The sequence below is a fragment of the Luteimonas sp. S4-F44 genome (assembly GCF_022637415.1).
GTDB lineage: Bacteria > Pseudomonadota > Gammaproteobacteria > Xanthomonadales > Xanthomonadaceae > Luteimonas.
Genome location: NZ_CP093340.1, coordinates 1,874,273 through 1,892,629, shown reverse-complemented (window position 1 = coordinate 1,892,629; position 18,357 = coordinate 1,874,273). Strand labels below are relative to the sequence as shown.

Genomic DNA, 18,357 nt, shown 5'->3' with positions numbered 1-18,357 from the left:
ATTCGCCTGGCATAGGAGAGAGACGTGGCAGCTAAAGTAAGACTAGGGTTGATAGGACTAAGTGCCGAGCGCGGTTGGGGTAGCACCGCTCACATTCCTGCAATCCGGGCGCTATCAAACGAAATTGAGTTCGTCGGCGTCGCCAACAGAAGCCATGCAAGCGCGCAAGCTGCTGTGCAAGCTCTTGGTATGGGGCGAGCGTTCGACGACGTCGACACTCTTGTCGCCTCTCCCGACGTCGACGCCGTAGTTGTCACAGTGAAGGTGTCTCGCCACCGAGATCTTGTTGGACGGGCTTTAGAGGCTGGAAAACATGTGTTCTGCGAGTGGCCTCTCGGCAATAGCGTTGCTGAAGCGGAGGAACTTGCCAGCTTAGCGAAGCAGCGAAAGGTAGTTGCCATCATCGGAACGCAGGCGCTCGTCTCGCCAGAAATCCAGTTTCTGCGCGACCTCCTCACCGATGGCTATCTAGGAGACTTGCGTTCAGCAACATTTCTTGGTTCCGGACAGACCTGGGGTGACGACGTCACCTCTAGCGAGGCCTATGCGATGGACCCAAAGAACGGCGCGACACTCTTGTCCGTTATGGCCGGGCATGCATTTTCGGCGCTGCAATACGTACTGGGCCCGCTGGCGTCCATCGGCGGTCATCTGGCGCAACGCCAGTTTGTAGCGCGCGTACAGGAGACCGGTGAGATGATACCGATGTTGACGCCAGACCAAATGGTGGCAGCAGGAAAGTTTGCAAATGGCGTGCCCCTGGCGTTTCAGTTGAGGGGCGGTCTTCCTTGCGGCGATCGACTCTTATGGGAAATTGGCGGTTCCAAGCGCGACTTGAGGATTGCTCCGCGCCCAGGAGAAGGCCCTGTGGTCAATATTTCACCTTTAAAGATTGAGTCATGCGAGCGTGGAAGTACCAACTTCGCCGAGATGAAGGTTCCAAGGTCGTACTATGGTGACATCAGTGACCTTCCGAGTTGCGCTAGGAACGTCTTCTACATGTATCGCCTGTTTGTAGGTGACATCCGAGAAGGCAAAAAACAATCGCCAAATTTTGATGATGCATTGGCTTTGCATAAAACTATCGAAAAATTTTTGCGAGTAGGCGAACACAAGTCATGGAGCTAGAAGTTGATTGAATTGTATGCTGCGGATACGGCAAATTCATCGAAGATTATCTTGGCGCTGGAGGAGGCGAGCCTGTCATACTCTGTAATTCCGATTGACATACTGGCCGGCGAGCAGTTTGGGCCTGTGCTGACCAAGTTGAACCCTAACTCCAAGGTGCCAGTCATAGTCGATACCAATGGCTATGGCGGGAGGCCTCACACAGTATTTGAGTCCGGCGCGATTCTCTTATACCTCGCGGACAAGTCCGGCCTGCTCATGCCAACTCGACTCGATGCGCGAAGCGAGGCGATTCAGTGGCTAATGCTGCAGTTGAGTACGTTGGGACCAATGATGGGGCAGCTTATCCATTTCGCCCGCTTTGCTCCCCCGGGAAATGATTACGCCCTCTCTCGCTACCGATCGCAAGTGCGGCGCGTGCTGGATGTTCTTGAGGATCGGCTGCGTAATCGCGACTGGATCGTTGGTGAGGAGTACAGCGTGGTCGACATCGCAAACTTCCCTTGGGTGCGCTCTATCAGAATGTTCCTAGGCGAAGAGATTGATGCGGCATATCCACAACTTACCGCTTGGACTGCCCGGATCGCGGCAAGGCCAGCTGTAACCCGGTCGGATCTAGCCAAGGCCGAGCTCACCAAGAGCTTGACTAAACCCGAGGAGGTCGACCCCGACAAGATGGATCTACTTTTGGGGCGCGGAGCTTACAGTCGAGACTGACTAGACGAGAGTTAGTCTAGCTCGGAGCACGAATGCTTCCCGGCAAATTTTGTGACGAGCATGGCCAAGCGACCAGAAGATTGTAGACGCCGTTGCTGCTGTGGCGGCTCAGCGAGGGATCGAGCAGGCACAGATTGCGTTGTTGGCTGTTCTGCAACCCCGTGGTTGACGCTCCCATCGTGGGTGCACTCAAGATCAAGCATATCGACGACGCAGTCGCGGTGCTGTCCATCCAACTGACCGACGACGAAGCCAAGACGCTCGAACGTCACTGCACAGCGCGCCACGACCTCCAAGGCGTCTCGGTGCCGGCACTCTTGCATCGCGCTGCCGAAGCGGCGACTGGCTTCAGGGTCAATGCGCCATTCCAAGCGGGCCTGCGTCCACTTAGGGGCGTGCATAGCCGCTGTTGGTGCAGGCGTGCCTGGACCAGGCGTTCGGCTTTACACATTTGGGACGCGGTGTCGGGCCGGGTACGCAGGGCGCGCACATTCCATGACGGCATGCAGTGCTTAACTTGCGGCTAGATGTGTAAACCCGGCACGTTGTTCAGCGTCATCGGAATTCTGGAGATGGGCGGTTTATAGCCCAGGCTGGCATGAGGACGATGCCAGTCGTAGTGGTGCAGCCAGTCATTGAGGGCAGCGGCTCGCTGGCATGACTCGATGTAGGAGCGCGCGTAAGCCCATTCGTTTAAGACGGCATGTTTATGCACGTTCATCCGGGCCTCCTGAGGGCTGTTCGGTTCGCACCGACAGAGTTCCGGTATCGCCCCGGATGAACAAGCTACTGAGAGATTACAACTATTGCGTCTGCCGGTCTCAACTTTGCCTGCTAGGCCGCCCCTTTCACTTGGCAAAAAGCGGCGACCCGAGTTGCGACAGCTCCATCTATGAAAGCTTGCTGTTAGCCTCAGCAACTGCCTCCTCAAACCGCCTGACGAACTCAACCAGATCCACGCCGCAGTGCATGCAGATGTCCCGCAACTGCAGAAGGTCGAGCCGGCGCTGTCCTCGTTCGACGTCACTGAAGTAGGACTGGGGACGGACCAGCAGAACCGCTAGGTCCGCCTGATCAAGCTTGGCCTCTTCTCGCATCTTGCGAACGAGCTTGGTCAGGATCTTGTACTCGGGTCGATAGACTGACTTCTTGGTCATGGGCTTTCCCCCGTTGATGTCCACGCAGACCATAAATCTGCTTTTCACATATCCGAAAAACGGATATGTTTGGATCGGGGCGTTCTTGGGTGTGACCACCAGCCAGGCAGCTCGGCATCGCGCGTTTGGCGGGCGATCGTGTCGAAGAGCTGCCATGTGGCGACGGCGGCACTGTCATTCGGGGCAGGGCAGGGGTACGGCTTGGCATCGGGTAAGGCGCTGTTGTCCAGGCACGCCAGCAGCCGCTCTTCCATTCAGCCGTAAAGGCTACGCAGGGAGGCCTCGGTGGGGAGAAGCATGTAATAGCCGCGTTCGTGGTGGTTGATTGGGCCTTCGCTGGCCAGCCCATGCAACGCGAACCGAATCGGAGTGAGGCTGGTCGCGAATTCATCGGCCAATGTGGCCGGTTCCAGACGCTGCCCCGGCGCGAAGTGTCCGCTCAACACGGCGTGGCGAATATTCCTGCACACGTCCGAGGTCTTCGAAGGGTTCCCCATCATCATTGCCGTCCTCCGTGGCTGCTTGCTCCCCCTCTCCTTGGGCCGATCTTACTGTTCGGAAACCGCGCTGCAACTTCGCGGGCGGTGTGTGTGTTCGAGCGAACGGCCCATGCTCACGACTCGGGTGGCCGGTTCCTGCTGTGCTTGGCGGGAGCGCGTCGATTGATCTGGATGGTGGCCACGCATTCCGAGCGATCATGGAAGAACTTGATTTCACCATGGGGTGTTTTACTCGCCATCCAATCTATGAACTTCGTGCTCTCCAATGCTCCTGATGGCCCGTGCTTCACTTGTTGAACGGTTCCCGTGTCAGCGATCGAAAAATCGCGGCGCACCTGTGAGGTCGAATAGCATGGCGTCGGGTCAAGGCTCATGACGACGGACGAAGATCCCGAGTAATGAGGAAGTCCGCGTCGAATCGATATGTTGCTGAGTCTGAATCCGTCCTTGGATAGCAGGGGCCCCAGCTCGATCGTGGCGTCAGGCGATTCGATCTGGCTGCCGAAGTTTGAAATCAACGTCTGGTGCAAGGAGATTGGGGAATCGTCGATCTCGCGCACCAGCGTCATCAAATCGACCCCTAAGTGGACGCTGTGTACGGCATCGGTGGCGCACGCTGCGGCGGAGAGCAGCATCAATGCCGGCGCGATGATTGGTGTGATGATGTTAATGCGATCCGCTGCCATGCCGATCCTCCCATCCATTGTCGTTGTGTCACCTAGCTTAGTCCGCATGCGTCGGCATGGGCGCCTGCCTGCCTGCCTTCCTCACCGAGCACGACATGTGTGCGGGAGGGTTGGTGCAACTGTCCATCGATCGCTTGGTGTAATCGTTGGGTAGTGGCTGGTAGTCGCGCCCCTCTGAGGGGGGCTGGACGAGATCCATATCGGTCACTGAAATCCCGTTGCGCTGTCACGGCTGAATCTTGCCACTTGCGTGCGGCATTGGATTCCCCATTCCAGCTCCACGAGCGCATGCAAAGGGCGATGAAGCACGCCGCTCGCCATGCGGCAGCGCCTTGACATCCCATCAGATCTACCCCTGCCAGGCGCGAAAATCCGCAGCCAGGTCGGCGACTGAAACGCTGCCTAGATGGGCTTCGAACTGCCGTTGCGCCTTGGCCATCGCGTGTGCGGTCGCCGCGTTCGCCGCGCGCGCGAGCAGGCATGTGGTCTGCTCGTCATCGATGCCGATGGCGAACAGCGTGGGCGCACCGAGCGCGCGATAGATCTCGAGCAGCGAGACCTCGGTCAGGGGCTTGGCGAGCGACCAGCCGCCGCCGTGGCCTTTCACCGAGACCACAATGCCGGCTTCGCGCAGGCCGCCCATCGTGCGGCGGACCACGGACGGATTGGTGCCCAGCATCTGCGCGATCAGCTCGGAAGTCGCCGGGCCCGCCATCTGCTCCAGATGCAGCAGGGCATGCAGCACTCGGGGGAGGCGGCTGTCTCGACGCACGGGATGACTCCTTATGCAACAAATGAAAGCACGAGGGTTGACGTCTTCGTACTTACGGTACATCGTATGTTACATGACTTCTTCAAACCGACACGCAACTCATCCCGCAGGGGAACACGCCGACGAGACCGCGCACGCTTTCTGGGAGCGCGTCTATGCCGGCAGAACCACGCCGTCGGGCGGGCGCCCGTCTGAGGCGTTGACGCGTTTTGCCGAAGGGCGCACGCCAGGGCGCGCCTTGGAATTGGGCTGCGCCCGCGGCGACGATGCGATCTGGCTGGCGCAGCGCGGCTGGACGGTCACCGGCGTCGACATTTCCGAAACGGCCCTCGAGGCGGCGCGGACGGCGGCAGGTGCCGCAGGTGTGGCTGACCAGGTCCGTTTCGAGCGGCACGACCTGGGCGAAAGCTTCCCGCAAGGCACATTCGATCTGGTGACCGCGATGTTCCTGCAGTCGCCGATGCCCTTTGGCCGCACGCAGGCGTTGCGCCGCGCTGCGCAGGCGGTTGGGGCAGGGGGCTTGCTGCTGCTCGTCAGCCACGGCTCGCGCGCGCCGTGGTCGTGGAGCGCGCCGGACACCGTGTACCCGAGCGCCGAGGACGAACGCGAAGCGCTGGCACTGGACCCGGTGCAGTGGCGGGAGGTGTTCGTCGGTGCGTTGTCGCGCACGGCGTTCGGTCCCTCCGGCGAGCAGGCGAGTGTGCTCGACACCATCGTGGCGATCGAGCGTCGCTGAGCACGTTCGAACCGGAGTCGCGTCGATGACGGGATGCATCCAACCGTGCGCGTGTTGTCCCGCTCGTCCTGGCCTCGCTGCTCGGGTTCGCACCGGCGGCGATCCACACGGGATTGCATTGACGACGTCCCTAAGGAGACCGCGATGACCGAGTCCAACCCCGACGTGCGCGCCAGCTGCCATTGCGGCGCGGTGGTGATGCACTTCAACCGCGCCCCCCTCGAGGTCACCGACTGCAACTGCAGCCTGTGCCGGCGGTACGGCGTGCTGTGGGTGTACTACGAGGCGTCCGAGATCGCCGGGCTGCCGATGGGCGAGGGTACCGACACCTATGCCTGGAATGGGCGGCACGTCGACTTCCATCGGTGCAGTACGTGTGGCTGCGTCACCCATTGGGCACCGCGCGCGTCCGGCCGCATGCGACATGGCATCAACGCCCGGTTGCTGGCGCCCGAGCTCCTGGCGCAGCTGCGGGTGCGGCACAAGGACGGTGCGGGTTCGGGAAAGTATCTGGACTAGCGCCGAGCAGCGGCGAGGGCCGCGCTCCGGCCTGGAATGGCGGCCCTGGCCGCCGCAGTGGGCTGGGGATGACGAATGGCACCTGCCAGGTGCCCCGGCGGGCCGAAGAATCCGAGCTCCCAGGCGGAGTCTCCCATGGCCGTTCGCTACGCAGTTCTCGCCGGCATCCTTGCCGGGTTGCTCGGTATGCACTCGACAATGGCAACGGCGCAGACGCCCGCCGTCCCCGTAACCGCGCCTGCCGACAGCGCGCCGATCGACGCCGAGATCCGCCGCCAGATGGCCAAGGGCCACCTGGTCGGGGTCGCCGCCGCGGTCATTCTGGATGGCGAGGTGGTGTGGCGGGGCGGCTATGGGCTGGCTGACCGGGAGTCCGTCCGGCCGTTCACCACGGACACCGTGATGAACATCGCGTCCATCAGCAAGACCGTCGTGGGTGCGGCGATGATGCGGGCGCAGGATGAGGGGCAGTTGTCGCTCGATGCGGACGTGAGCGGCTACCTGCCATTCGTGGTCCGCAACCCGCATCATCCCGAGCAGCCGATCACGCTGCGACAGCTGGCAACCCACACCTCCAGCATCACCGACCGCTGGCCCGTGTATGCGGCCAGCTATCACTTCGGACGCAACGCGCTGCAATCACTGGGAGAATTCCTGCAGGGATACCTGGTCGCCGGTGGGGCCGACTACGCGCCCGAGAATTTCCTGTCCGCGGCGCCAGGCGCGGACCGCGACTATTCCAACATCGGCGCCGGCCTGGCCGGCTACATCGTCGAGCGTGTCACGGGCGAGCCACTGGCGCGCTACGCGCAACGCCGCCTGTTCGAGCCGCTGGGCATGCACAGCACGCGCTGGCACTTGACCCCCGCCGGCGCGACGCCGGACGCCACGCTGTATATCGCGCAGGACGAGATGGCGATTGCGATCCAGCCCTATACCGTGACCACGTGGCCGGATGGCGGCGTGCGGACTTCGGTCGAGGATCTGTCGAAGTTCTTCATCGCGCTGCTCAATCGCGGGCAGGGGAACGAGAACCGCGTGCTGCAGCAGAACTCGGTGGACGAGATGCTGCGCCTGCAGTTCACCGCCACGCACAAGCCCGGCAATGTCGACATCGCCGAGAAGAACTCGGGCTTGTTCTGGCAGACGAAGTACAACACGCGGTATGTCGGTCATGGCGGCAGCGATCCGGGCATGAAGACCGAAATGCTGGCCACGCCCGACTTGCACACCGGGGTCGTCTTCTTCACCAACACCTCGGGCGAGGGGACGGAGAAGGCCTACGACGGCATTCTCAAGGCCCTGTTCGCCCATGCGGAGATGTTGCGCCGCGCGCAAGCGCAGTGACGCGCTATCCACGGCGTGGATGACGCCTATCGATTGCAGCTGTCTGGTTGGATGACGAGGGTGGTGCCTACGATGGGGCATCCCTTCCCCGGAGCGCATTGCACATGTCTCTGTCTAGAACGCCGCTTGCGGCCGCGCTGCTGGCCGCCGTGTTGTTGCAGATTCCCGCGGCCCCCGCCCAGGCCGATCCCCCATCGCAGGTGATGCAGCAGCAGGCTGGCGGCTATCGTGTGCGCATCGGCGAGGTCACGGTGACCGCGTTGACCGATGGCACGGTGGCGCAGGACCTGCACCAGTTGCTGCAAGGCACGACGCCGCAGGCCATTGACGATCTGCTGGCGCGCAACTTCGAGCGCAATCCGATCGAAGTGTCCATCAATGTCTTCCTGGTCGAACTGCCCGGTCATCGCGTGCTGGTCGATACCGGCGCCGGGCAGGTGTTCGGGCCGGGCAATGGCGGCCGTCTGATCGAGAGCCTGGCCGCGCAGGGCCTGCGTCCGGAGGATGTGACCGACGTGCTGCTCACGCACGCCCATTCCGACCATGCCGCCGGGCTGGTGCGCGATGGCGAGCGCGTGTTTCCCAATGCCGTGGTGCACGTCGGCAAGCCGGACGTGGACTTCTTCTTCGACGACGAGGCCCGTCGCGAGAGCGGCTATGACGCGCGGTACTTCGAGATCGCCCGGATGAGCTTGGCGCCGTACCTCGCGGCCGACCAGGTCGCCACGTTCTCGGGAAGCCAGCCGGTGCTGCCGGGCATCACCGGCACGGTGCATCCCGGGCACACGCCGGGGTCCGCGTTCTACCGGCTCGACAGCGCCGGCGAGAGCATCACCTTCGTGGGCGATCTGATCCATGCGGCGGCCGTGCAGTTTCCTAAGCCCAGCGTCACGATCACCTACGACCAGGATCCTGCGGGCGCGAAGTCGGTGCGCCAGGCGCAGTTCGCCGCATTTGCGCGCCAGCGCACGCTGATCGCCGCGCCGCATCTGCCGTTCCCGGGCATCGGTCACGTCCGTGCCGGTGTGGACGGCGGCTATGATTGGGTGCCGGTCACCTACACCAATCGCCAGGAACACTAGCCTTGTCGATGCGCGCCGCCTTGCCGCCCGGCCTGGACATGGACCTGCTGCTGACGCTGGACGCGTTGCTGGCCGAGCAGAACATCACCCATGCCGCGCAGCGGCTCGGCATCAGCCAGCCAGCGATGTCGGCCCGGTTGACGCGACTGCGGCAGGTCTTCGGCGATCGGCTGTTCGTGGCGGCGCCCAGTGGCCGCGGCGTCGTGGCCACGCCACGGGCGCTGGCCTTGCGGCCGATGTTGGGTCATGTCCTGAGCGGCATTGCGGACCTGCTCGCGCCGGCGACGTTCGATCCCCGCACCAGCCAGCGGACCTTTGTTGTGGCGCTGCACGAGAATCCCGCCCTGATGCTGGGCTCGGACCTGGTCAACCGCGTGCGGGTGCAGGCACCACAGGTGCGCATCCGCTTCGCGCTGCCGGACATGCAGGCCTTGCCCGCACAACTGGAACAGGGCGAGGTGGATGTGTTCGTCGGGCTCAGCGATGTTGCCGAGCACGGCTGGGTGGGGCGGACGTTGTTCACCGATGCGTTCCTCACCGCCCAGCGTAAGGGGCACCCGCGCGGCGGCCGCAAGTTGAGCCTGCCGGCGTTCTGCGCAGCGACGCATCTGGTGGTCTCGTCCACCGGCGATCCGTTCTCGGGCTTCGTGGATACGGCGCTGGCCAAGCTGGGCCGTCGCCGCCAGGTCGTCATGTCGACCGAGAGCTACGCAACGGCGCCGGCCCTGGTCGCCAATACCGACCTGCTGTGCACGCTGCCCGGGCGCTTGCTGCAGCGCTTCGACGCCTCGTTGGAGCTGTTCGCGCCGCCGTTGGCCTTGCCCACGATCACGATCAGTGCCTACTGGCATCCGCGCAGCCGGGACGACGCCGCGAATGTCTGGTTCCGCGATCAGCTGTTCCAGGCGGCGGGCGTGTCCGTGCGCTGAGTCGCGCCGGGCACTGTGGTCGGCCCAACTTCCAGTGGCCGCGCGCTGACCTTGATGGCAGTGATGCTGCGTTGACTGGCGTTGCAGGTATCGGGACGCCGAGAGCATCCGATCGGCCGCTTCCAGTGGGCAACTTGGCGCCGCTTGCCCCTGCACGATGCGCGCTTGGCCGCGCAATGGCGGCTGCCGGGCTCGGTGGGGTGGGAGATCCTGCCCGACGAGATCACCGACAGCCTGCTCTCGCGCGCAATGTGAGCAGCGTGTTCTACGTCAACATCGCCTTCGCGCGCGGTTTCTGAGCGGTCCCGGCCGCGGCGCGCGTCCGCTCGCCGTACGCGATCGGAGGTTGGCATCGGCCGGGCAGTGCGGCCCCTGCCGGGTCACTCGCGGCAGCGCGTCCATTGCTGCCTTCTTCGACACTGCTGCTGGCCTATGATTGCGCCTGGCTCATGCATCGACCGCCCATGGCACGCCCCGACCTCAATCTGCTGCTGGCCCTGGATGCGTTGCTGGAAGAGGGCAGTGTCGTCGGCGCGGCGCGGCGCATGCATCTGAGCCCACCGGCGATGAGCCGGACGCTGAGCCGGATCCGCGATGCGCTCGGCGATCCGGTGTTCGTGCAGGTCGGGCGCAAGCTGGTTCCCACGCCCAAGGCGCTGGCGATGCGCGAGCAGGTGCGCATCGCGCTCGATCATGCCGCGCAGGTCTTCGCCTCGGACGCGACGGTCGACCTGGCGTCGCTGGACCGGCGCTTCAACGTCCGCGCGACCGACGAGTTCGTCAGTATCCATCTTGGCCGGCTGCTCGACGCGATGGCCAAGGAGATGCCGCGGGCGATGCTGCGGTTCTCGCCGGAAGGCGACGATATCGACGAGGAGGCGCTGCGCAGCGGCCGTATCGATCTGTTCATCAGTGCCTCGCGCACGCTGAGCGCGGAGATCCGCGTGCAATCGCTGTTCACCACGACCTTCGTCGGCGTGGCGCGCGCCGGGCATCCGATCTTCGATGCGGAGATCACCGCCGCCCGGTTCGCTCGCTGGGAACACATCCATGTCTCGCGACGCGGCAAGGACAGCGGCCCGGTCGATGACGCGCTGCAGGCGCAGGGCCTGCGTCGCCATGTCGCGCTGGTGGTGCCCAACCCGTACACGGCGTTGTTCGCGCTGCAGGATTCGGATCTGCTGCTGCCGTTGCCGCGGCACCTCGCCCGCACCGCGCAGGCGGCGGGCCTGCGCCTGCGTGTGTTCGAACTGCCGGCGCCGATGGAGACCGTACTGCTGACCCAGGCCTGGCACCCGCGTCTGGACGGCGACCCGGCCCATCGCTGGCTGCGGCAGACGATCCATGCGCTGTGCAACGACGACGCGGTGCAGGCGGACCGGGTGACCACGCCCTAGCGCTGTCGCTCGATGCGTGCGTGTGGCGCAATCCTTCGATTGCAATCATTTCACTTTTGGAAATGGCGATGCGTTTCTACAGTGCCTGCCGGTCGGTCACTGTGAAGCGCCAACGTGCATGCCACCCCCAATGCCGAAACGTCGCCAGGCGTGCCGCCAACCCGGCTGGTCCGGCTCCGGGATGCGCTCGCGAGCGGGTTGTTGGCGCTCGATCTCACCACGCCGCGTGCGACCTATGTGATGCGCTCGCTGCTGGCCGCGGGGCTGGCGCTGGTGGTCGCCTACTGGCTCGACCTGCACGCGCCGTACGCGGCTGCGTCCAGCGTGCTGTTGGTGATCCACCCGGTGCAGGGTGCAGTGATCGGAAAAGGCGCCTGGCGGGTGATGGGCACGTTGGCCGGCATGCTGGCCGCGTTCGTGCTGATGGGCGCGTTCGGGCAGATGCCGTGGCTGTTCCTGCTCGGCTTCGGCCTGTGGCTGGGGCTGTGCGTGGTGGGCATGACCCTGCTGCGGCATTTCCGGGCCTACGGCGCAACGCTGGCGGGGTACACCGTGGGCCTGGCGGCCTACGGCGCGATGCAGCATCCGGAATTGACGTTCGACCAGGTCATCGGGCGCGGGGCATCGGTGCTGGTCGGCGTGGTGTGCCTGGCCGCGGTGTCGGTGGTGTTCAGCGCCCGCAGCGTGCACAGCCGCCTGGCCGCGCAGTTGCATCGGCTGGCGGCCGCCACCGCGGACGTGCTCGCCACGCAGCATCAGGCGATCCACGGGCGCGATGTGCCCGGCGGCCGGCCGCTGGATCCGGGCAGGCGCGCGCTCATCCTCGAGGTGTACGGCGTGGACGACCTGCTGGCGCTGGGCAAGGCGGAGTCGGCGGACCTGGCGCGCCGCGCCGGTGCGGTGCGCCAAGCGATGGTCTCATTGTTCTCCGCATTGATCGGCGGTGCGCCGCCGATGGGGGGACATGGCGCCGCGCTCGATGCGCTGCGGGCCGTGCAGCCGGATTGGGAACAGACCTGGCGGCAGGCGTCCGATGCACTGGGGCAGGCGCCAGGCGCGCCCGGCCTGGGCCGGGCTGCGTGGCTGCTGTCTGGGCTGCGGACCCGGGTGCGGGATGCACTGGCCACGGTGTCGCTCGAGCCGGCCGAACAGGCGACGCTGACGATCGCGGGCGATCGCTTGATCGAGCAACTCGACGATTATCTCGACGCGCTCGCCAGCATCGCGCATGTGCACAGCGCACAGCCGATCGCCGGCGGGGTGTCGGTGCCGTTCCACCGCGACACCGGGGCGGCGATCGAGAACGGGCTGCGCGCGATGCTGACCGTTGTGCTCGGCGGTGCGTTCTGGATCGTCACCGGTTGGACCTACGGTCACATGATGCTGGCCGGACTGGCGGCGGCCTGTGCGCTGCTGTCCACTGCGCCCGACCCGGCGCGCGGCGCGGTGGCGTTCCTGCAGGGCACGGTGGCGGCTGCGGCGATGGCGTTCGTCTGCGCCTTCGTCGTGTTGCCGCAGGTCTCTGGGCTGCCGCTGCTGCTGGTGGTCCTGGGCCTGTTCTGGTGGCCCGGCATCTACGCGACCACGATGCCGCGGCATGCCTTGGCCGGGGTCGCTTATCTGGTGGCCTTCACCAGCCTGGCGGCAGTGGACAATCCGATGCGCCAGGACATCGCGCTGTTCCTCAATGGGGCGGTGGCCTGGATTCTGGCGGTGTGCTTCACCTTGTTGGGGTTCCGCACGGTGCTGCCGCGCAATGCGTCGCGCGATGTCGGGCGCCTGCGCCAGCGCATCCAAGGCGACGCGCTCGCGACCTTGTCCAGTGCGCGGGCGGACACGAAGGCCTGGCAATGGCGCCAACAACATCGCATCGCCCAGCTCGGCGCCTTGCTGCGGGCGCAGCCCGAGGCAATGGACCGGGCCGTCGCCGATGCGCTGGCCAGCCTGCATCTGGGCCGCGAAGTGCTGCGCCTGCGCCAGTGGCTGCGCCGCACGCCGGACACTACCGACGCGCATCGCGTGGTCAGCGTGGCGCTCGCGCGCATGCGGCGACGCGCAGGCGTACCGATCTTGGCGGCCCGGCATGCGCGCCGCGCGGCCGTGTCGCTGTCGCGCACGATCGCAACGTCGGCGGCGGCGATGGTCGAGACGCGGCGCTTGATCGGCGCACTGCTGGACATCGCGGCGCTGCTCGAGCGCCATGCCGGTGCTGTGCCGCAACGCAAGCGGGCGCCTGACGATGTTGCATGAGGTGGCTGTCGGCGGCCTCTACCTGCCGCCGTTCTTCATCTACGCCTGCGTCGCCTTGCCGATCTACTTGGGGCTCCGCCTGCTGCTTGTGCGCAGTGGACTGCTGCGCTGGGTCTGGCATCCGGGGTTGTTCGAATTCGCGTTGTCCGTCTGTCTCGTCTCGGTGTTGATCCTCCATGTCTGATCGTTCGCATCCCGCCGCGCGCGTCCTGCGCGTCGCCCTCACGCTCAGTGTCGTCATCGCGGCCTGTCTGCTGGTCGGTGCGCTGTGGCGCGCCTATGTGCTGGCACCATGGACCCGAGACGGCCGGGTCGCGGCCGAGGTCGTGAACGTCGCGCCGGACGTGTCCGGCCCGGTCGCCGAAGTCGCGGTCGTGGACGACCAGGTCGTGACCCGGGGCGATGTGCTGTACCGCATCGATCCGGCTCGGTTTGCGTTGGCACTGGCGCAGGCCGAAGCGCAGGCGGCCGCGGCGACGGTCTCGCTGCGCCAGCGGGCCGAGGAGGTCCGGCGGCGCCAGGGCATGGAGCGTCTGCTGCCGGCCGAGGACATTCAGCGCGCGCAGCAGGCGTTGGCGCTCGCCCGTGCCGATCTGCGGATGGCGCAGGTCGCAGTCGACCGGGCGAAGCTGGATCTCGAGCGCACGGTCTTGCGCGCACCGATGGATGGCGTGGTCACGCGCCTGCGGCTGAGCGTCGGCGACTACGCCGCGGCCGGCCAGCCGACGATCGCGCTGGTCGATGCCGGCGGATTCTGGATCACTGGCTACTTCGAGGAGACCAAGCTGCGTGGTATCCGACCGGGTGCCATAGCGCGGATTCGGTTGATGGGCTACGACGACGAGCTCCAGGGCCGCGTGGCGAGCATCGGGCGCGGCATTGCCGACCCCAACCAGGAGGCCGATGCGCAGGGCCTGCCGAACGTGGCGCCCAGCTTCAGCTGGGTGCGCCTGGCGCAGCGCATTCCGGTGCGCGTCGAATTCGATCAGGTGCCGCCCCAGGTCGTGCTGGCGGCCGGCATGACCGGCAGCATCGAAGTGCTGCCAGCGGACGGGGCGCCGGCCTCGCGCGGCCGGCTGGTCGCGTGGCTGCAGCGTTGGTTGTGAGGCGCGCCATGGCGATGTCATCCATGCAGCTGCGAGCACGCGGCCGTGGCTGGGTCATGGCCGCGCTGCTGGCCGGCCTGTCCGGCTGCGCGACGGTCGGTCCCGACTATCGCGCGCCGGCAGTGGCGGTGCCGGCGGATTGGATCGCACCTGGCGCAGCTGCGCGCGACGACGACGACGATCGCGATGCGCCGGGCCCGTGGTGGCGCACGTTCCAGGATCCGCTGCTCGAACAGCTCGTCGCGCACGCGCTGGCACACAACCAGGATCTCGACATCGCGCTGGCGCGGCTGCGGCAGGCGCGGGCCGAGCGCGCGCAGGTCGCGTCGGCATCGCGGCCCGAGCTCTCGGTTGGCGGGGCAGGCGAGGCCGCGCACCACGGCGGGCGCAGCGACCAGGCGTGGCAGTTGGGCATCGACGCCAGTTGGACACTGGACCTGTTCGGCGGCACGCGCCGGGCGGTCGAGGCCGCCGATGCCGGCATCCAGGCACTGGCGGAGGATCGCGATGCGCTGCAGGCGGGCCTGGTGGCCGAACTGGTGGCCGACTACGCGGGATTGCGTGCCAACCAGCATCGGTTGTCGATTGCACGCGATGAGGTCGACACGCTGAACGACATCGAGCGGTTGGCCGAGCAGGCGCAGCGCAGCGGCCTGGGCACCTTGGCCGACGTGGCGCTGGCCCGCGCCGAACGTGCCACGGCGCAGGCGCGGCTGCCGGTGCTGGAGGCCGACATCGCGCGTTTGCGCCATGCGCTGGGCGTCCTGACCGGTGGGTTTCCGGGCGACTGGCAGGCGGCGCTGCACGGACCTGCGCCGATGTTGCGCAGCCCCGAGCACTGGCCGCGCTCACTGCCTTCGGAAGTGATCGGCCAGCGTCCGGACCTGCGCGCGGACGAGCGGCGCCTGGCGCAAGCCACCGCGCAGATCGGCGTGGCGCAGGCGCAGGGCTTTCCCGCGTTTCGCATTCCGCTGGGCATCGGCACCACGGCCGACACGATCCGCGCCCTGTTCTCGGCGGCGACGCGGACGTGGTCGGTCGGCCTGCAGGGGCGCCAGGTCCTCTACGACGCCGGACGCACGCGCGCGGCGACAGCGGCAGCGCAGGCCAATGCCGAGGCGGTGCGCCGGATCTACGAGCGCGACATCCGCGTGGCGCTGCGCGAGGTGGAAGACGCCTTGATCGCCTGGACCAGCGAACGCGAGCGCCAGGCGTCGTTGCAGGCGGCCGTGGTCGACAGCGAACAGGCGTTGGACGATGCGATGCGGCTGTATGCGCAGGGCCTGCGCGCCTATCTGCCCGTGCTCGCCGCGCAGCGCACGCTGCACCAGGCGCGCGACGCGCAGGTGCTCGGCCGATTGGCCGAACTGCACGCGGTGGTCGCGCTGCAGACAGCGCTGGGGTCGGAGGTCGCGATTGCCGAGACGCCGGCAGCCGCAGCGGGCGCGCTAATGGAGGCTTCGGCAGCACGATAGTTGCGAGCCCTGCGGCGCGCCCACCGCGACGTGCGGTCAGCGGACTTTGCGGACCTCGGTGGCCGCGGGCAACAGCGGGCTGCCGTCCTCGGCCTGCGGCTGCATCGGCGCGACCGGCCGGCCGCTGCGCTTGTCGAGCAACACCGAGTGCGGCTCGCCGGGGGCGAACAGGGTCTGCTCGGCCCATTGGCGCAGCGCGACCACCACCGGGAACAGGCGCTCGCCCTGCGGCGTGAGCACGTACTCGCGATAGGCGCTGCCGTCGGAGGCGTCCTGGGTGGTGAGGATGCCGGCCTCGACCAGGCGGCGCAGCCGGTCGGAGAGGATGTTGCGGGCCACGCCCAAGCCGCGCTGGAAATCGCCGAAGCGGCGGCTGCCGTCGAAGGCGTCGCGCACGATCAGCAACGACCAGCGGTCGCCGATGACATCGACGGCGCGGGCGACCGGGCAGGGGACCGCGGTGTCTTTGGGGCGTGGGGACATCGGCCTGCTTCGTGAGCGAGTGGTTGCACTTTAAAACTTCATAGCGCAGCATGCGATAAGTTTCAAATCGAAACCAGATTCGAAGCGAGCGCCCCATGTCCACCCCTTCTGTTTCGCCAGCGCCGGCCACGTGCGACCCGGTGTCTGCCCACGCCGCCGACCTGCCGCGCGGGCTGGTGCTGTTGTTCGCCGTGGCCAGCGGCCTGAGCGTGGCCAATGTCTATTACGCGCAGCCGCTGCTCGACGCGCTGGCGCGGGACTTCGCGATCGCGCCTGCGGCGGTGGGCGGCGTGGTCACCGCGACCCAGGTCGGCTGCGCGCTGGCGCTGTTGTTCTTGGTACCGCTGGGCGATGCGCTGGATCGGCGGCGGTTGATGGCCGGGCAGGTGCTGGCGCTGGTCGGGGCATTGCTGACGGTGGCGATGGCGCGTAGCGCGCCGGTGTTGCTGGCGGGCATGGCGGCGGTCGGGTTGCTCGGCACGGCGATGACCCAGGGCCTGATCGCCTACGCGGCCAGCGCCGCCGCACCGCGCGAGCGCGGGCACGTCGTGGGCACGGCGCAGGGCGGCGTCTTCATCGGTTTGCTACTGGCGCGGGTGTTCGCTGGCGGGGTGAGTGATCTCGCAGGGTGGCGCGGCGTCTACGTCTGTGCGGCGCTGGCGATGCTGGCGATCGCGGTGCCGCTGTGGCGCCGCTTGCCGGTGTTGCCGCCGGTCGTCGCGGCGCCGTCCTATCCGCGGCTGCTCGCCTCGATGCTGACGCTGCTGCGGCAGGACCGCACGTTGCACGTGCGCGGCACACTGGCATTGCTGATGTTCGCGGCCTTGAACATCTTCTGGAGCGCGCTGGTACTGCCTCTGCGCGCGCCGCCGTACGGGTTCTCGCATACCGCCATCGGCGCCTTCGGCCTGGTCGGCGCGATCGGTGCACTCGCGGCCGCGCGCGCCGGGCGCTGGGCGGACCGGGGCCATGCCCAGCGCACCAGTGCGGCGGCGCTCGCGCTGCTGGTGCTGGCTTGGTGGCCGCTGTCGGCGATGGACGGGGCGCTGTGGGCGCTGGTGCTCGGCATCGTGCTGCTGGATCTGGGCGGTCAGGCCTTGCACGTCACCAACCAGAGCCTGATCTTCCGCAGCCGACCCGACGCGCACAGCCGGCTGGTCGGTCTGTACATGCTGTTCTATGCGGTCGGCAGCGGGCTGGGCGCGATCGCCACGACGCTGACCTATGCGCGTGCCGGCTGGAGCGGCGTCTGCGCGCTGGGCGCTGCGGTCAGCGCGCTGGCACTGCTGGTCTGGGCGCTGACGCTGCGCTCGGCGGACACGTCACGCTGAGGCCGGGAGGCTGCGCGGGGGAGAGGCCGATTGCTGGGCTCGGCGCGCCGTTGGCCTGGCGCCCTGTGCTCAGGAGCGCGGGGATGGCGCCGGGTCCGAGACGCCCGCCGCGCGCAGACACACCTGGCGGATCGAGGCGACCAGTTGCGAAGGGCCGGCGGTCTTTTCGCGCAGGATCGGCGCGACCGGTCCGACCAGCGCCTCGGTGAACGCGCCGACGATGCAGGCTGCGGTGACGTCGGCGTCCTGCGCCGGAAACTCACCGCGCTCGATGCCGGCCCGCAGGATGTCGCGGAACACGTCGCCGAAGCGCCGACGGCCGCGGATGCGCTCGGCATCGACTTCCGGGTCGACTGGTTCTGCGATGAACGCATAGGCCAGCGCGGGGCCGGCGAGGGCGCGGCGCACGAAGGCCTCGATTGCCGCGCCCAACTGGTCGCGGGCATCGGCGTGGGCGTCGGCGGCCGCGCGCAGGATCACGATCTCGGCATCGATCGCGGCGGTCAGCACCTCGACGAACAGTTCGGCCTTGGACGGGAAGTAGCGGTAGATCAGCCCGGTCGAGACCCCGGCCTCGGCCGCGACGGCGGCGATCTGTGCCTCGCGGAAGCCGCCGACCGATACCAGGGTGCGCGCAGCCTGGACGATCCGCTCGCGGTTGCGGGCCAGCCGTTCTTCCATCAGGTCGGAGCGCCGATAGCTCAAATTGTGATCCTCTGTTCAATTTGTGAATCTTAGTTCA

The 18,357-nt window shown here is 66.8% G+C and carries 19 protein-coding genes and 1 pseudogene; 13 read left to right on the top strand and 7 right to left on the bottom strand.

Annotated features, from left to right (window positions below):
* The first annotated feature begins 24 nt into the window (after window positions 1-24).
* A complete protein-coding gene (locus MNO14_RS08605; RefSeq protein WP_241943363.1) occupies window positions 25-1,128 on the top strand; it encodes a Gfo/Idh/MocA family oxidoreductase in 1,104 nt (367 codons plus the stop codon).
* A gap of 3 nt (window positions 1,129-1,131) precedes the next feature.
* Window positions 1,132-1,845: a glutathione binding-like protein gene (locus MNO14_RS08600; RefSeq protein ID WP_241943362.1), complete on the top strand. Its 714-nt coding sequence runs from the start codon at window positions 1,132-1,134 to the stop codon at window positions 1,843-1,845.
* Between the two features lie 523 nt (window positions 1,846-2,368).
* On the opposite strand, the pseudogene MNO14_RS08595 reads toward MNO14_RS08600, so the two are convergent.
* From MNO14_RS08595 to MNO14_RS08575, 5 genes and pseudogenes are all read right to left on the bottom strand, one after another.
* A pseudogene (locus tag MNO14_RS08595) lies at window positions 2,369-2,542 on the bottom strand (integrase core domain-containing protein); the annotation flags it as partial.
* Between the two features lie 193 nt (window positions 2,543-2,735).
* Window positions 2,736-3,002: a helix-turn-helix transcriptional regulator gene (locus MNO14_RS08590; protein ID WP_241943361.1), complete on the bottom strand. Its 267-nt coding sequence runs from the start codon at window positions 3,000-3,002 to the stop codon at window positions 2,736-2,738.
* Between the two features lie 254 nt (window positions 3,003-3,256).
* Window positions 3,257-3,505, bottom strand: coding sequence for a GntR family transcriptional regulator (locus MNO14_RS08585; RefSeq protein WP_241943360.1), 249 nt, complete (start codon window positions 3,503-3,505; stop codon window positions 3,257-3,259).
* Between the two features lie 110 nt (window positions 3,506-3,615).
* Window positions 3,616-4,188, bottom strand: a complete 573-nt coding sequence (locus tag MNO14_RS08580; protein WP_241943359.1) for a hypothetical protein — start codon at window positions 4,186-4,188, stop codon at window positions 3,616-3,618.
* Between the two features lie 349 nt (window positions 4,189-4,537).
* Entirely contained in the window at window positions 4,538-4,960 is a 423-nt protein-coding gene (locus tag MNO14_RS08575) for an Rrf2 family transcriptional regulator (RefSeq protein WP_241943358.1), read from the bottom strand.
* A gap of 13 nt (window positions 4,961-4,973) precedes the next feature.
* On the opposite strand from MNO14_RS08575, the gene MNO14_RS08570 reads away from it, so the two are divergent.
* From MNO14_RS08570 to MNO14_RS08525, 10 genes are all read left to right on the top strand, one after another.
* Complete coding sequence (locus MNO14_RS08570) at window positions 4,974-5,696, top strand: class I SAM-dependent methyltransferase (protein WP_241943357.1); 723 nt, start codon at window positions 4,974-4,976, stop codon at window positions 5,694-5,696.
* A gap of 144 nt (window positions 5,697-5,840) precedes the next feature.
* Complete coding sequence (locus MNO14_RS08565) at window positions 5,841-6,215, top strand: hypothetical protein (RefSeq protein WP_241943356.1); 375 nt, start codon at window positions 5,841-5,843, stop codon at window positions 6,213-6,215.
* Window positions 6,216-6,350: 135 nt separating this feature from the next.
* The gene (locus MNO14_RS08560; RefSeq protein WP_241943355.1) at window positions 6,351-7,562 is read left to right on the top strand and encodes a serine hydrolase domain-containing protein; all 1,212 of its coding nucleotides are present in this window, start codon (window positions 6,351-6,353) and stop codon (window positions 7,560-7,562) included.
* Window positions 7,563-7,666: 104 nt separating this feature from the next.
* On the top strand, window positions 7,667-8,644 hold the full coding sequence (locus MNO14_RS08555) for an MBL fold metallo-hydrolase (RefSeq protein WP_241943354.1): 978 nt from the start codon (window positions 7,667-7,669) through the stop codon (window positions 8,642-8,644).
* Between the two features lie 8 nt (window positions 8,645-8,652).
* The gene (locus tag MNO14_RS08550) at window positions 8,653-9,573 is read left to right on the top strand and encodes a LysR family transcriptional regulator (RefSeq protein ID WP_241946303.1); all 921 of its coding nucleotides are present in this window, start codon (window positions 8,653-8,655) and stop codon (window positions 9,571-9,573) included.
* A gap of 464 nt (window positions 9,574-10,037) precedes the next feature.
* A complete protein-coding gene (locus MNO14_RS08545) occupies window positions 10,038-10,970 on the top strand; it encodes a LysR family transcriptional regulator (protein ID WP_241943353.1) in 933 nt (310 codons plus the stop codon).
* 114 nt (window positions 10,971-11,084) lie between these two features.
* Window positions 11,085-13,220: an FUSC family protein gene (locus MNO14_RS08540; RefSeq protein ID WP_241943352.1), complete on the top strand. Its 2,136-nt coding sequence runs from the start codon at window positions 11,085-11,087 to the stop codon at window positions 13,218-13,220.
* Window positions 13,210-13,404, top strand: a complete 195-nt coding sequence (locus MNO14_RS08535; RefSeq protein ID WP_241943351.1) for a DUF1656 domain-containing protein — start codon at window positions 13,210-13,212, stop codon at window positions 13,402-13,404. The genes MNO14_RS08540 and MNO14_RS08535 overlap by 11 nt, the downstream gene beginning before the upstream one ends.
* Complete coding sequence (locus tag MNO14_RS08530) at window positions 13,397-14,326, top strand: HlyD family secretion protein (RefSeq protein ID WP_241943350.1); 930 nt, start codon at window positions 13,397-13,399, stop codon at window positions 14,324-14,326. Before MNO14_RS08535 ends, MNO14_RS08530 begins: the two co-directional genes overlap by 8 nt.
* Before the next feature lie 8 nt (window positions 14,327-14,334).
* Entirely contained in the window at window positions 14,335-15,801 is a 1,467-nt protein-coding gene (locus tag MNO14_RS08525; RefSeq protein ID WP_241943349.1) for an efflux transporter outer membrane subunit, read from the top strand.
* Between the two features lie 36 nt (window positions 15,802-15,837).
* On the opposite strand, the gene MNO14_RS08520 is transcribed toward MNO14_RS08525, so the two are convergent.
* On the bottom strand, window positions 15,838-16,284 hold the full coding sequence (locus MNO14_RS08520) for a helix-turn-helix domain-containing protein (RefSeq protein WP_241943348.1): 447 nt from the start codon (window positions 16,282-16,284) through the stop codon (window positions 15,838-15,840).
* A gap of 95 nt (window positions 16,285-16,379) precedes the next feature.
* Between MNO14_RS08520 and MNO14_RS08515 the strand changes: the two genes are divergently transcribed.
* A complete protein-coding gene (locus MNO14_RS08515; protein WP_241943347.1) occupies window positions 16,380-17,615 on the top strand; it encodes an MFS transporter in 1,236 nt (411 codons plus the stop codon).
* 69 nt (window positions 17,616-17,684) lie between these two features.
* On the opposite strand, the gene MNO14_RS08510 is transcribed toward MNO14_RS08515, so the two are convergent.
* On the bottom strand, window positions 17,685-18,320 hold the full coding sequence (locus tag MNO14_RS08510) for a TetR/AcrR family transcriptional regulator (RefSeq protein ID WP_241943346.1): 636 nt from the start codon (window positions 18,318-18,320) through the stop codon (window positions 17,685-17,687).
* Window positions 18,321-18,357: the final 37 nt, after the last annotated feature.

Excerpts from the sequence above, each read along its gene's own strand:
- MNO14_RS08590 (WP_241943361.1), bottom strand. The coding sequence starts at position 3,002 with ATGACCAAGAAGTCAGTCTATCGACCCGAGTACAAGATCCTGACCAAG.
- MNO14_RS08585 (WP_241943360.1), bottom strand. The coding sequence starts at position 3,505 with ATGATGATGGGGAACCCTTCGAAGACCTCGGACGTGTGCAGGAATATT.
- MNO14_RS08580 (WP_241943359.1), bottom strand. The coding sequence starts at position 4,188 with ATGGCAGCGGATCGCATTAACATCATCACACCAATCATCGCGCCGGCA.
- MNO14_RS08570 (WP_241943357.1), top strand. The coding sequence starts at position 4,974 with ATGCAACAAATGAAAGCACGAGGGTTGACGTCTTCGTACTTACGGTAC.
- MNO14_RS08565 (WP_241943356.1), top strand. The coding sequence starts at position 5,841 with ATGACCGAGTCCAACCCCGACGTGCGCGCCAGCTGCCATTGCGGCGCG.
- MNO14_RS08560 (WP_241943355.1), top strand. The coding sequence starts at position 6,351 with ATGGCCGTTCGCTACGCAGTTCTCGCCGGCATCCTTGCCGGGTTGCTC.
- MNO14_RS08555 (WP_241943354.1), top strand. The coding sequence starts at position 7,667 with ATGTCTCTGTCTAGAACGCCGCTTGCGGCCGCGCTGCTGGCCGCCGTG.
- MNO14_RS08550 (WP_241946303.1), top strand. The coding sequence starts at position 8,653 with ATGCGCGCCGCCTTGCCGCCCGGCCTGGACATGGACCTGCTGCTGACG.
- MNO14_RS08545 (WP_241943353.1), top strand. The coding sequence starts at position 10,038 with ATGGCACGCCCCGACCTCAATCTGCTGCTGGCCCTGGATGCGTTGCTG.
- MNO14_RS08535 (WP_241943351.1), top strand. The coding sequence starts at position 13,210 with ATGTTGCATGAGGTGGCTGTCGGCGGCCTCTACCTGCCGCCGTTCTTC.
- MNO14_RS08530 (WP_241943350.1), top strand. The coding sequence starts at position 13,397 with ATGTCTGATCGTTCGCATCCCGCCGCGCGCGTCCTGCGCGTCGCCCTC.
- MNO14_RS08525 (WP_241943349.1), top strand. The coding sequence starts at position 14,335 with ATGGCGATGTCATCCATGCAGCTGCGAGCACGCGGCCGTGGCTGGGTC.
- MNO14_RS08520 (WP_241943348.1), bottom strand. The coding sequence starts at position 16,284 with ATGTCCCCACGCCCCAAAGACACCGCGGTCCCCTGCCCGGTCGCCCGC.
- MNO14_RS08515 (WP_241943347.1), top strand. The coding sequence starts at position 16,380 with ATGTCCACCCCTTCTGTTTCGCCAGCGCCGGCCACGTGCGACCCGGTG.